The organism is Mesoflavibacter zeaxanthinifaciens subsp. sabulilitoris, assembly GCF_014191595.1.
Lineage (GTDB): Bacteria > Bacteroidota > Bacteroidia > Flavobacteriales > Flavobacteriaceae > Mesoflavibacter > Mesoflavibacter zeaxanthinifaciens.
This window is the reverse complement of the sequence record NZ_JACHWV010000001.1, coordinates 184,064-196,357: the sequence shown is the minus strand read 5'-3', so window position 1 is coordinate 196,357 and position 12,294 is coordinate 184,064. Positions and strand designations below refer to the sequence as shown.

The window sequence follows — 12,294 nt, the reverse complement described above, 5'->3', positions numbered from 1 at the left end:
GGTTTGTCACTTGTTCTTTATTTTATTACACCGCAAATCATTCTATCCTTTCCAAAAAGATCTTGCTTTAACTGAATGTTTTTAAAGCCAAATTCTTCTAAAAGCGCAATCATATCTTTTCCAAGATATTCATTTATTTCAAAATACAATTCGCCATTTGGTTTTAAATTTTTAGTCGCAAACTGTGTAATGGCTCTATAAAATATTAGCGGATTTTCATCTTCGACAAACAATGCTAAATGTGGCTCGTGGTTAAGCACATTATCTTGCATTTGCTGTTTTTCTAATTGTCTAACGTATGGCGGATTGGAAACGATGATATCAAATTTGGTTGCTGAACCAAGTTCAGAATCACAGATTTTTAATATATCGTTTTCAATAAAATTAATGTCTACTTGGTTCAATTCTGCGTTTTTGTTTGCTATTTCTAACGCTTTCGCAGAAACATCTATCGCAGACACATTAGCATTTGGTAATTGTTTTGCTAGGCTAATAGCAATACAACCTGTACCTGTACCTATATCTAAAATATTAAATTGGTTATTACCTTCAACATTCTCAAGTTGACCGTTAGTAGTTGTATTTGACAAAATTAATTCAACCAATTCTTCAGTTTCCGGTCTTGGAATTAATGTGTTTTCATTTACATAAAATGGCAATCCATAAAATTCAGTTTGTCCAATAATATATTGTATTGGCTCATGATTTTTTAAGGCTTCTAAAGCACTTTCGTACTTTAAAACAAAGTCATCTTCAATAGTCAACTCTGTATTTAAAGCTAAATCAAGTCGCTTAATAGCATTGTAGTATTCAGTTAGTATAAAGAAAAAGGTTTGCGCTTCTTCTTTACCGTAAATAGCATCTAAATGCTCGTGAAATTTATGTTTTAAATCTTTTAATTTCATCAAACTATTATAGATCTTTCAACATCCAAATGCCACAATTAAAATGTCCGGTATCACCTAAAGGTCCATCTAAAAACTTAAAACCATTCGTTTCGTAAATATGTATTGCTTCTTTAAGCTCTGGAATAGTTTCTAAATAGGCGTTTTTAAAACCATAAGATTTAGCAGTTTCTAGGCATTTTAAAAATAGTTTTTTGCCGTAACCTTTTCCGCGTAAGCGATTAGAAAAATACATTTTTTGGATTTCGCAAACCTCGTTTTGGGCATTATTAAGTGGTTTTAATCCGCCGCCACCTTCAACTTTTCCATCTACAGTAACCACAAAATACACTTCTTTATCGCCTGCGTAAGATTCAAACATTTTTGGCGTTTCTGCATCTGCGTAAGCTGTACCAACTAAAGGCAAGTTGTACTCTATAAAAACTTCGCGAATTACAGCTTCCATTTGCTTATTATCTTCTGGTTGGATTTCTCTTATTTCAATAGTCGAATTACTCACTTTAAAATGCTATTTTTACACAAATTTTTAGAGGTTGAAGATACAACAAACCTAATCACAGAGCAATGAAGAAAGCGTTATTCTTATTAACAATATTGGCTTGTTTTTTTAACTGTACAGTTAACGAAACACCAGAGTTTATTGATGTAAATACTATTGAAGTTGAAGATTCTAACTCTAAGTTTATTACGCTTAAAGCGGAAGCAGAGTTTTTAAATCCTAACGATATTGGCGGTAATTTAAAAACCGATGATCTTAAAGTAATTATTAATAACAACGAAATCTCGTCTGTTACTACCGAAAGTTTTGACGTGCCTGCAAAAGATAAATTTACCATTCCGTTACGCGCAAAAATTCCAACAGATAGTTTATTTAGTGATAAAAACTTAAGTAGTCTTTTAGGTAGCTTACTAACCAAAAACATGAAAGTACAGTACGTTGGTGATATTGATTATAAAATCATGGGATTTTCGCACAAATACCACGTAGATGTTATTGATAACGTAAAAATCAAACTATAATTTGAACGATCAATTTTACATACAACGCGCTTTACAAATTGCTAAAAACGGATTAGGAACAACGCGTCCAAACCCAATAGTTGGTTGTGTTATTGTGGTTGATAATAAAATAATTGCCGAAGGTTTTACTAGCGCTTATGGCGGTAATCACGCCGAAGTAAATGCTGTTAATAAAGTAGCCGATAAAAATTTACTACAAAAAGCAACACTTTATGTAACCTTAGAACCTTGCAGTCATTACGGAAAAACGCCACCTTGTAGCGATTTAATTATTCATCATAAAATCCCAAATGTTGTTATTGGCTGCGTAGATGATAATCCAGAGGTTGCAGGAAAAGGCATTAAAAAATTAATGGAAGCTGGTTGCAAAGTTAAAGTTGGTATTTGTGAAGAAGATTGCAAAGCGCATCACAAACGTTTTTTTACATTTCATAATAAAAAACGACCTTATATTATTTTAAAATGGGCAGAAACCGAAGATGGTTTTATCGCACCAAACCAAAGAGACAAACAAGCACCAGTTTGGATTACCAATACATTTTCTAGGCAATTAGTGCACAAATGGCGCGCCGAAGAACAAGCTATTTTGGTTGGCACAAACACAGTTTTACAAGACAATCCTACATTAACGGTAAGAGATTGGACTGGAAATAATCCAACACGAATTGTATTAGATAAAAACGAAAGTTTGGATAAAACTTTTTCAGTTTTTAATGCTGAAGCTGAAAAATTAATCTTTAAAGACAGAACTGCAAAAGCTATTTGCGACCAATTATTTAAAGCTGAAATAAATTCGGTAATTATTGAAGGTGGCGCAAAAACATTACAACTGTTTATTGATGAAAACCTTTGGGACGAAGCACGAGTTTTTAAAGGAAAAACAACATTTAAATCTGGTGTAAAAGCACCAAAATTTAATGGACAACTCATTGAAAAGTCTCATATTTTAGAAGACACGTTGTCTATTTACAAAAACGAAAACAATTAATAAATGATTAAAACCATCATATTTGATTTTGGAGACGTATTTATCAATTTAGATAAAGAAGGCGCTTTAAAATTAGCTTTAGAAAAATTTGAAATTACTGAATTAGACGAAGAACTTCAATCTATAAACGCTTTGTATGAGCAAGGTTTAATATCTACAGACGAGTTTTTAGAGTTTTATGCAGATAACTTCCCTAGATTGCCTAAAGACGAATTAAAATCTATTTGGAATTACATTATTAAAGATTTCCCAGAACATAGATTGCAGTTTATCAAACAATTAGCAAAAGACAACAATCATCAATTAATATTGTTAAGTAATACTAACGAGCTTCATATAGATTACATTAAAAAGAATGTGTCTTTTTATGAAGACTTTAAAAATTGCTTTGACCAATTTTATCTGTCTCACGAAATTAATTTAAGAAAACCCAATGCAGATATTTTCAATTTTGTATTAACTGAAAATAAACTGAATGCAGAAGAATGTCTTTTTATTGACGACACTTTAGAAAACACACAAACTGCACAACAATTAGGAATTAATGTTTGGAATAACAATCCAGCTGCCGAAGATATTGTTGATATTTTTACAATTAAAAATGAGTTGTTTTAATGTATTTACTACTTAGCATACTAGCTTCTACATTAATATTTATCATTTTTACTTTAGTTGGTAAGTATAAAATAAATACACTGCAAACTATTGTATTTAATTACTTTACAGCGTTTAGCTTAGGTGTAATTAGTTATAGTCAGCCAATACATACTCAAGACATTATCCAATCTAAATGGTTTTATGGCGCAATTGGTTTAGGTGTTTTATTTATTTCAATTTTTAACGTTATGGCTTTAACTGCGCAGCGTAACGGGATTTCGGTTGCGTCTGTTGCTAGTAAAATGAGTGTGATCATTCCCATAATATTTGGACTTTTTGCTTATAACGAAAGTTTAGGTTTACAAAAAGCTATTGGTATCTTATTAGCTTTAGTTGCTGTGTATTTAGCGTCGGTTAAAAAACGTACCGAAACTGGTTTTGCATTAAAAGGACTTTGGCTTCCGTTATTGTTATTTTTTGGATCAGGCGTTATCGATACATCCATAAAATATATCGAAACTAGTTTTATTCCAGATGGCGATATCCCAATATTTTCGGCATGTATATTTATGATGGCTGGATTAATTGGTGTTGGCTTTATTTCCGCGAAAGCGATACAAAAACAATTCACTTTTGACAAAAAAGCAATCCTTTCTGGATTTATTTTAGGTATAGTAAACTACTACTCTATTTACATGTTATTAAAGGCTTTAGATGCCGAAAATTTTGAAAGTTCGACCATTTTCACTGTTAATAATGTAGCTATTGTAATGCTTTCTACCTTAGTTGGATTGCTATTTTTTAAAGAGAAATTATCTACAAAAAACTGGTCAGGAATTGCTATTGCAATTATATCTATTATATTAGTGACTTTAGCTTAATTTATGGAAAACGATACTTACAAAACCATTGTAAAACCAAATGACGAAGTACTTTTTAAAGACAAAAACTCTAAATTTTTTGGGTATGCATTTCCTGTAAAAAATGAAGATGAAGTTAAAGCACACATCGAAAATCTAAAAAAGCAACATCACAATGCAAGACATTGGTGCTATGCCTACCAAATTGGATTTGAAGAGCCTAATTTAATATATCGCGCTAATGATGATGGAGAACCTAATAATAGTGCAGGAATGCCAATTTATGGTCAAATCCAATCTTTTGAAGTTACCAATGTACTAATTGTAGTTGTTAGATATTTTGGTGGTGTAAAATTAGGTGTTGGCGGGTTAATAAACGCTTATAAAACCACAGCACAAATGGCATTAGAAGCTTGTAAAATAGTGACTAAAACCATAAATGTAGATTTTGTAATCACATTTGATTATAAAAACATGAATAAGGTGATGCGTGTTATTAAAGAGAAAAATCTAAATATTACCAACCAGAAATTAGAATTAGATTGCCAAATTACTATTTCAGTAAGAAAAAAAGATGCTAGTACGATAGCATCTATTTTTGAAAATATTTATGAAGTAGAAATTAAAGAATTAGACAACTAATTTTTTAAGGCTTCTAAAAAATATTTTGGCGGACGCGTAGGTCTTTTAGTTTTCATATCCATAAATGCCAAAACAACTTCTGCTGTACATAATAATTCGTCATTTTGATTGGTTAATATATAGTCAAAATTAACTAAAGCTGTTGGTTGTTTTTTAAGCTGAGTTTTGACTTTAATTACATCATCATAAAATGCTGATTTTTTAAAATTTATGGATAAAGAAACAACAGGTAAACCTATACCATTTTCTTCCATGCTTTTGTAAGAAATCCCTAATTTACGCAACCATTCAATCCTTGCCATCTCTAGATATAATGCGTAGTTACCGTGATGCACAACACCCATTTGATCGGTTTCTGCATATCTTACTCTTATTTCAATTTCATCTGGTTTTATAGCCATTTAATCAATATTTTTTTGTAGTTTAGAAATCTGGTTTAACATGAGAAAAAAAAACTAGAAATTCAATACTGTTTCATTTTTTTTTTTAGAATTTTGTTCACATATTTGTCCAGCTGTAAATCTAAAGGCTTTTCTCTAACTCTTAAGGTCTTTTTTTAACTAACAAAAACAACGTTTAATAGTATTATGAGTGTAACTGCGCAATCGGTATGGAATAACTGTCTACAATTTATAAAAGATAATATCCAACCTCAAGCATACAAAACTTGGTTTGAACCTATAGTCGCAGTTAAACTAACTGATAATGCTTTAAGTATTCAAGTACCTAGTAAATTTTTCTACGAGTGGCTTGAAGAACATTATGTTAAGTTACTAAAAGTAGCACTTACCAAAGAACTAGGAGAAACAGCAAAGTTGGTTTACATTATAAAAATGGAAAACACCTACGGTAACAAACAACCTTTTACAGAAAAAATACCTAGTACAAATAGAAGTGCTGTAAAATCTCAAGATGTTGATGTACCGTTAAACAATAAAAATCCAGAGTTAAAAAACCCATTTGTAATTCCTGGTATTAGAAACGTTAAGATAGAATCTCAACTTAATCCTAATTACAATTTTGATAACTTTTTAGAAGGTGACTCTAACCGTTTAGCTAGAAGTGCAGGATTGGCTGTATCTGCAAAACCAGGAGGTACATCTTTTAATCCTCTTTTAATTTTTGGAGGTGTTGGATTAGGTAAAACTCACCTTGCTCACGCTATTGGTGTTGATATTAAAGATAAGTATCCAGAAAAAACTGTTTTATATATTTCAGCTGAAAAATTTACACAACAATATATAGATTCAGTAAAGAAAAATAATAGAAATGATTTTATACATTTTTACCAATTGGTAGATGTGTTAATTATTGATGATGTACAATTCTTATCTGGTAAATCGGGTACGCAAGATGTATTCTTCCATATATTTAATCATTTACATCAAAACGGAAAACAAGTTATTTTAACAAGCGACAAAGCGCCTGTTGATATGCAAGATATTGAACAACGTTTATTATCTCGTTTTAAATGGGGATTATCTGCTGAGTTACAAACACCTGATTTTGAAACTAGAGTTTCAATATTAAAAAACAAGCTTTATAGAGATGGTGTTGAAATGCCTGATGATATTGTAGAATATATTGCAAAAAATATAAAAACCAATATTAGAGAACTTGAAGGAGCTATAATCTCTTTAATTGCTCAATCTTCTTTCAATAAAAAAGAAGTAAATATCGATTTAGCTAAACAAGTTGTAGAAAAGTTTGTAAAGAACACAAAACGCGAAGTATCAATAGATTATATACAAAAAATAGTATCAGATTACTTCCAAATGGATGTAGACACTTTACAATCTAAAACAAGAAAACGCCATATTGTACAAGCTAGACAATTGGCTATGTTCTTTGCAAAAAAGTTTACTAAAGCTTCTTTAGCAAGTATTGGATCTCAAATAGGAAAGCGCGATCATGCTACAGTATTACACGCATGTAAAACAGTAGACAACTTATCATCTACAGACAAACAATTTAGAAAATACGTAGAAGATTTAACTAAAAAGCTTTCGGTATAATTTACAATTACCATGACTAAAATTTTAATGGTTTGCTTAGGAAACATATGCCGTTCTCCTCTAGCTGAAGGTATCCTAAAATCAAAATTAGATTCTAATTTTATTGTAGAATCTGCTGGTACAGCAGCTTATCATGTTGGTAATAAACCAGATCCAAGATCGATTGCTGTTGCAAGACAAAATGGATTAAATATCACTAACCAACGCGCAAGAAAATTTAACAAGCAAGATTTTGAAGACTTTGATATCATTTATGCAATGGATAACTCAAATTATCAAAATATAATTGCACTAGCAGAAAATGATCAACAAAAAGAAAAAGTAAAACTTATTTTAAATGAAAGTTTTCCTGATAAAAACTTAGATGTACCAGATCCTTATTATGGTGGCGAAAAAGGTTTTGAAAATGTTTACAATATGCTAGATAATGCTTGTGAAATTATTGCAAAACGAATAAATACATCATCATAATTTGTTACTTTTAGGGTTATGAATAAAGGACAACTCTATTTAATTCCGAATACATTAGGAGAAAACAATCCTTTTGATGTATTACCAGCACAAGTAAAAACAATAATTGATAGTTTAGATACTTTTATTGTAGAAAACTCTAAAGCAGCTAGAAAGTTTATAAAAAGTATTTCTCCAGAAAAATCACAACCTAGTTTAACGCTTTTTGAATTAAATAAACATACACAACCAGAAGATTTACCTAATTTTATAAAACCTTGTTTAGAAGGTAAAACTATTGGTTTACTATCTGATGCTGGTTGCCCAGGTATTGCAGATCCTGGTGCAGATATTGTAAAATTAGCACATCAAAATAATATAAAAGTTGTTCCGTTGGTTGGTCCTTCTTCCATTCTACTCGCCATGATGGCTTCTGGTATGAATGGACAATCTTTCGCTTTTAATGGTTATCTGCCTATAGATAAAAATGAAAGAAAATCTGAAATAAAAAGATTAGAACGAATTAGCAAAGATTACAATCAATCTCAATCTTTTATAGAAACGCCTTACAGGAACAATAAAATGTTAGAAGATCTTTGCAACACGTTAAGTAACGATTGTTTGATCTGTGTTGCTTGTGATATTACTTTGGATACAGAATTTATCAAAACACAAACTGCTAATCAATGGAAAAAAAATAGTGTTGACTTACATAAAAGACCAACACTATTTATAATTCATAAGGAATAATATTGTTAAGCTCTACTATGCTTAACTTTAACTTTTTTTAACGGTTTGATAGAAGAAGTATCATATCCAGAAAACTTTTTCATGTAATATCTTACAGAAGTTCCAAACGCATCAGAAAATCCATTTTTACCATAGCTTCTTAGGTATTTTTTTACACTTCCTGGTCCTGCTAAATGTGCTGCAGCTAATATACCAGACTCTGTAATTTCTACGCCATTAATTTTTTTACCTACAAATCTTTTAATGTCTCTACGCAAAACCCATTTGTTACGTTGTGCATTTGCTATAAATGCTTTTTCTTGTAACTCTGGTGTTTTTAGAAACATGTTAGAATCATAAATACCAATTAATTTTAAAGTACTTTTTCCAAATTGGTATTTCCCTAAATACCCAAACTTATTGACTCTAAAGTAGTTGTTTTGAGATTCTTTAAAACCTAATGCCTCTTTAAATCCAGCAAAAGATTTTCCTAAGTGCGGAGTATATTGCTCTTTTACATCATAAAAAGCAATATCATTAGATATTTCTGTGCTTTTTGTTGTTTGCTCTTCATCTTTTATGACGATAGCTTCTTTATTATTGTTGTAAAATACAACTGCTAATAAAATTGATATTGTAAGTACTAGCGATAATAACTTTCCAATATTTTTTTTCATTGTTTTTGATTTATAACCAAATCTTAAAATATAGATATGGTTAAAATTTCAGCGTGCAAATATACAACAAATTATTTAATACTGAAAATCAACATGTTAAGAATTGTTAAAAGTAAACAAAGTGCCCAACTAGCTTACCGTTACCATTAATTTCTAAAGTAGGAAATGGTATCTTAACTACATTAAAGACATTAAAAACTTGCTTTAAAAATTCTGATTTAGTTTCAATTTTAGTTAAATCTACATCAAGACTTAAATAAAATTGTCTACTTCTTTTTTGATTAGGAAAATTGACCTGTTGTAAATTAGATTCGCCATATAACAATCCATCAACACCGTAACCAACAGCAACATTTAACCATTTAGGTAATTTACTTTCTTTAAAAAACGAATGTAAATTAGCACTTAACCAATACGTTTGTCCGTTATAATCTTTCAATATTTCTTCTAAAATACCATTACCCAACTTATTTGGGTTTTTAGATGCAAAACGTGTTCTGTTAAAAGAGTATTTTAAACTAATGCGTTGTTCTTCCCAAAGTAATTCTTGTCCAATAAACAATCCAGAACCTGCTGCATTTGCAGCAAAATCTCCCCAAGAAAATCCCCATTCTTCAGAAAATCCATCTAAAACTTCAACACCAGTTAAAAACATAAAACCTAGTGAGCCGCCATAAATTAATTGGTTTTTCTTGCTTACTCCTGCCCAATTTAATGTTTGAGCACCAAATCTTCCTAAATGATAAGCTGTAAATGTATGCCCTAACTTATCCATTTGATACCATTCTGAATTATCATTTATGGTATGAAATTTAGAACGCTCATAATCTGCGTACCATAATTGATTTAACCCAAGAAGAGTGATGCCTCCTAAAGTAGTTTCCGTAAGAACAACAGCATTCCGTCTTTTAATATTTAATGTATCGCTAGGTGAAAAAAAAGAGTTTTGTTCTGTTTGACTAAAAACAGAACTAACACAAAAAATTATAAAAATTAAATATCTAAACAAGCCTATCTATTTATACCTTGACTGCTAATCCATTGTGTGTATAATCTCTTATTGGCATTATGTTGCGCTAATGTCTTAGCAAATTTATGGTATCCAAAATTTTTAACGTCTGCTACAAAAAACATATAATTGTGTTTTTCTGGATTTAAAACAGCATCTATTGCGGAAACGTCTGGCATTGTGATTGGTCCTGGTGGTATACCAGGATATTTATACGTATTGTATTTAGAGTCTATTTCTAAATCTTTGTAAAGCACACGTTTTATTACTTGATTAAAATTGTTTTCTTTAAGCTTTTTAGCATAAATTACTGTTGGATCTGCTTCTAAAGGCCAACCTTTTCTTATTCTATTTAGATATACACCAGCAACGCGTGGTCTTTCGTCTATTTTAGCTGTTTCTTTTTGAACGATAGAAGCAATAGTCATTACTTCGTTAACAGATAATTTTAATGCTTTTCGTTTTGCTTGTCGCTCATCATTCCAAAAACGATAATATTCGCCTAACATTTTATCTCTAAATAACTCTGGTGATGTATTCCAGAAAAACTCATATGTGTTTGGCACATACATGTTTAAAACTGTTTGTTTTGTAAAATTTTTCTCTTTTAAAAATGTAGAATCTGTTATTGCTTTAAGTAATGACAAACTATCAGGTTCTATTTGTTGTGCTATACGACCTGCTAAATCTTCTATTCGTTCTTGATTATTAAAACTTAGTTTTATCGGTAAATTATTACTTCTTATGGAATTAATAATATCATTATTACTCATTCCTTTTTTTATAGGAAATCGTCCAGCTTTAATATTAGTTGTATATTTTTTTTGAACCGCTAATGCATCAAAACTATCAATGTCTTTTAATAATGGCTCTAATTGTTCTCTAACTTCATCATAGGTTGCATTGGTAGATACGTAAATATATGCTGTTTCATTATTAAATGCTGTATTAGGTTTTAGCATTGCATTATATACAAAATAGGCAAAGTAGCCAGCTATAACTAATCCAATTAAGGCTATTGCTAAGAGTATTTTTTTAATGTACATTAGTATTTATTAGTTGAAGTAAATATTCGTTTTTATAGCTTCCGTTAAGATAATTCCAGTCTTTTTTTAAACCTACTTCTTTAAAACCTTGATTTTTAAATAGGTTTAAACTTGCTTCATTATCTTCAGAAATATTACAATATAATTGATGCAAATCTAAGTGTTTAAAACTATATTTTATCAATAGTTTTAAAGCTTCTTTACCATATCCTTTTTGTCTATCGGTTTCAGATTTTACCAATATACCAATTCCTGCGCGTTTGTTTTTTATATCAAAATCAAATAAGTCTATCATTCCGATAGCTGTGTCTGCATCATTACAAATTACTAGTCGTAATTGCTTAACTTCATAAATATCTTTATGAGCATTTTCTAGATATTGCTTGATTAAATATTTAGAATAAGGTGTAATGGTGTTGCTTATTTCCCAAATGGTTTCATCATTTTCAATTTGATGAATAAACTCTAAATCTTCTGGCTCTAAAGCACGTAAATAAATATGTTCTCCTTTTAATGTTAACATTCTATTTCGCCTTTAAAAACCTGAGTTGCTGGACCGATTAACATCACATTTTTATAAGTATCTTCTACTTTATCAAAAGACACTTTTAATTGTCCGCCTTCTACATTAAGATTAATGATATTTGATGCACTTTCTCCTGAATCATACATTGCTATTGCAACTGCTGTTACACCAGTACCACAAGATAAAGTTTCGTCCTCTACTCCTCTTTCGTAAGTACGAACTGCAAAAGTGTTTGGGTTAATTTTTTCTACAAAATTAACATTACTTCCAGCTTGATTGTATGGTGCGCCATAACGAATCTTTTCACCTTCTGCTTTCACATTAAACGTCTTTAAATTATCAACAAACTGAACATGATGTGGAGATCCTGTATCTAAAAAATGATGGGTAGTAAAAGTGTCAATCGTCTCGACATTTTTCATTTGAAGATGAATTAAATTTTCTTCAATCTTTGCATGATGCAATCCATCTATTGCATAAAACGTTGTTGTGTTTTTAAAAATGCCTAAAAATTCAGCGAAAGCGACAATACAGCGTCCTCCATTACCGCACATGGTGCTTTCATTACCATCTGCATTATAATACACCATTTTAAAATCTGCATCTGGATGATTTTCTAATAAAATCAATCCATCTGCACCAATGCCAAAACGTCTGTCACATAAAAATTTGACATATTTGGTATCATTTTTGTTAAATAATTCTTGTCTATTATCAATGATAACAAAGTCGTTACCTGTGCCTTGATATTTGTAAAATGTTAAAGTCATTAACGTAAAAAATTGAGACACAAATATAGCACAATTGTGCTGTTAAATACTCGTTAAAGT

The 12,294-nt window shown here is 30.4% G+C and carries 16 protein-coding genes; 8 read left to right on the top strand and 8 right to left on the bottom strand.

Annotated elements, in window-relative coordinates; genetic code table 11:
• Nucleotides 1–17: 17 nt before the first annotated feature.
• Both prmC and FHS04_RS00915 read right to left on the bottom strand, forming a co-directional pair.
• Entirely contained in the window at nucleotides 18–905 is an 888-nt protein-coding gene (gene prmC, locus FHS04_RS00920; RefSeq protein ID WP_106678228.1) for a peptide chain release factor N(5)-glutamine methyltransferase, read from the bottom strand.
• Between the two features lie 7 nt (nucleotides 906–912).
• Nucleotides 913–1,404: a GNAT family N-acetyltransferase gene (locus FHS04_RS00915; protein ID WP_106678230.1), complete on the bottom strand. Its 492-nt coding sequence runs from the start codon at nucleotides 1,402–1,404 to the stop codon at nucleotides 913–915.
• A gap of 65 nt (nucleotides 1,405–1,469) precedes the next feature.
• Between FHS04_RS00915 and FHS04_RS00910 the strand changes: the two genes are divergently transcribed.
• The 5 genes from FHS04_RS00910 to FHS04_RS00890 are packed head-to-tail and all read left to right on the top strand — an operon-like array spanning nucleotide 1,470 to nucleotide 5,012.
• A complete protein-coding gene (locus tag FHS04_RS00910) occupies nucleotides 1,470–1,925 on the top strand; it encodes an LEA type 2 family protein (RefSeq protein WP_106678232.1) in 456 nt (151 codons plus the stop codon).
• A gap of 1 nt (nucleotide 1,926) precedes the next feature.
• A complete protein-coding gene (ribD, locus tag FHS04_RS00905) occupies nucleotides 1,927–2,913 on the top strand; it encodes a bifunctional diaminohydroxyphosphoribosylaminopyrimidine deaminase/5-amino-6-(5-phosphoribosylamino)uracil reductase RibD (protein ID WP_221184943.1) in 987 nt (328 codons plus the stop codon).
• Between the two features lie 3 nt (nucleotides 2,914–2,916).
• Nucleotides 2,917–3,528, top strand: a complete 612-nt coding sequence (locus FHS04_RS00900; protein ID WP_106678234.1) for an HAD family hydrolase — start codon at nucleotides 2,917–2,919, stop codon at nucleotides 3,526–3,528.
• Nucleotides 3,528–4,391: an EamA family transporter gene (locus tag FHS04_RS00895; RefSeq protein ID WP_106678236.1), complete on the top strand. Its 864-nt coding sequence runs from the start codon at nucleotides 3,528–3,530 to the stop codon at nucleotides 4,389–4,391. Before FHS04_RS00900 ends, FHS04_RS00895 begins: the two co-directional genes overlap by 1 nt.
• Before the next feature lie 3 nt (nucleotides 4,392–4,394).
• Nucleotides 4,395–5,012 (top strand): IMPACT family protein, encoded by a 618-nt coding sequence (locus tag FHS04_RS00890; protein WP_106678238.1) that lies wholly within the window; start codon nucleotides 4,395–4,397, stop codon nucleotides 5,010–5,012.
• Here FHS04_RS00890 and FHS04_RS00885 read toward each other — a convergent pair.
• Nucleotides 5,009–5,413: an acyl-CoA thioesterase gene (locus FHS04_RS00885; RefSeq protein ID WP_221184942.1), complete on the bottom strand. Its 405-nt coding sequence runs from the start codon at nucleotides 5,411–5,413 to the stop codon at nucleotides 5,009–5,011. The genes FHS04_RS00890 and FHS04_RS00885 overlap by 4 nt on opposite strands.
• 186 nt (nucleotides 5,414–5,599) lie before the next feature.
• On the opposite strand from FHS04_RS00885, the gene dnaA reads away from it, so the two are divergent.
• From dnaA to FHS04_RS00870, 3 genes are read left to right on the top strand one after another with little or no spacing between them, the layout of a single operon-like run.
• Nucleotides 5,600–7,027 (top strand): chromosomal replication initiator protein DnaA, encoded by a 1,428-nt coding sequence (dnaA, locus tag FHS04_RS00880; protein WP_027878736.1) that lies wholly within the window; start codon nucleotides 5,600–5,602, stop codon nucleotides 7,025–7,027.
• Nucleotides 7,028–7,039: 12 nt separating this feature from the next.
• On the top strand, nucleotides 7,040–7,498 hold the full coding sequence (locus FHS04_RS00875) for a low molecular weight protein-tyrosine-phosphatase (protein ID WP_027878735.1): 459 nt from the start codon (nucleotides 7,040–7,042) through the stop codon (nucleotides 7,496–7,498).
• A gap of 18 nt (nucleotides 7,499–7,516) precedes the next feature.
• Nucleotides 7,517–8,227, top strand: coding sequence for an SAM-dependent methyltransferase (locus FHS04_RS00870; RefSeq protein WP_027878734.1), 711 nt, complete (start codon nucleotides 7,517–7,519; stop codon nucleotides 8,225–8,227).
• A gap of 5 nt (nucleotides 8,228–8,232) precedes the next feature.
• Here the strand turns inward: FHS04_RS00870 and FHS04_RS00865 are convergent, their stop codons facing one another.
• From FHS04_RS00865 to dapF, 5 genes are all read right to left on the bottom strand, one after another.
• Nucleotides 8,233–8,883, bottom strand: coding sequence for a hypothetical protein (locus FHS04_RS00865; protein WP_027878733.1), 651 nt, complete (start codon nucleotides 8,881–8,883; stop codon nucleotides 8,233–8,235).
• A 106-nt stretch (nucleotides 8,884–8,989) separates the two neighbouring features.
• The gene (locus FHS04_RS00860) at nucleotides 8,990–9,898 is read right to left on the bottom strand and encodes a DUF2279 domain-containing protein (protein ID WP_106678240.1); all 909 of its coding nucleotides are present in this window, start codon (nucleotides 9,896–9,898) and stop codon (nucleotides 8,990–8,992) included.
• Nucleotides 9,895–10,938 carry an endolytic transglycosylase MltG gene (mltG, locus tag FHS04_RS00855; protein WP_106678242.1) on the bottom strand — a complete coding sequence of 348 codons (1,044 nt, stop codon included), beginning with the start codon at nucleotides 10,936–10,938 and terminating at the stop codon, nucleotides 9,895–9,897. The genes FHS04_RS00860 and mltG overlap by 4 nt, the downstream gene beginning before the upstream one ends.
• Nucleotides 10,928–11,461, bottom strand: a complete 534-nt coding sequence (locus FHS04_RS00850; protein WP_027878730.1) for a GNAT family N-acetyltransferase — start codon at nucleotides 11,459–11,461, stop codon at nucleotides 10,928–10,930. The genes mltG and FHS04_RS00850 overlap by 11 nt, the downstream gene beginning before the upstream one ends.
• On the bottom strand, nucleotides 11,455–12,234 hold the full coding sequence (gene dapF, locus FHS04_RS00845; RefSeq protein WP_027878729.1) for a diaminopimelate epimerase: 780 nt from the start codon (nucleotides 12,232–12,234) through the stop codon (nucleotides 11,455–11,457). The genes FHS04_RS00850 and dapF overlap by 7 nt, the downstream gene beginning before the upstream one ends.
• Between the last annotated feature and the right edge of the window lie 60 nt (nucleotides 12,235–12,294).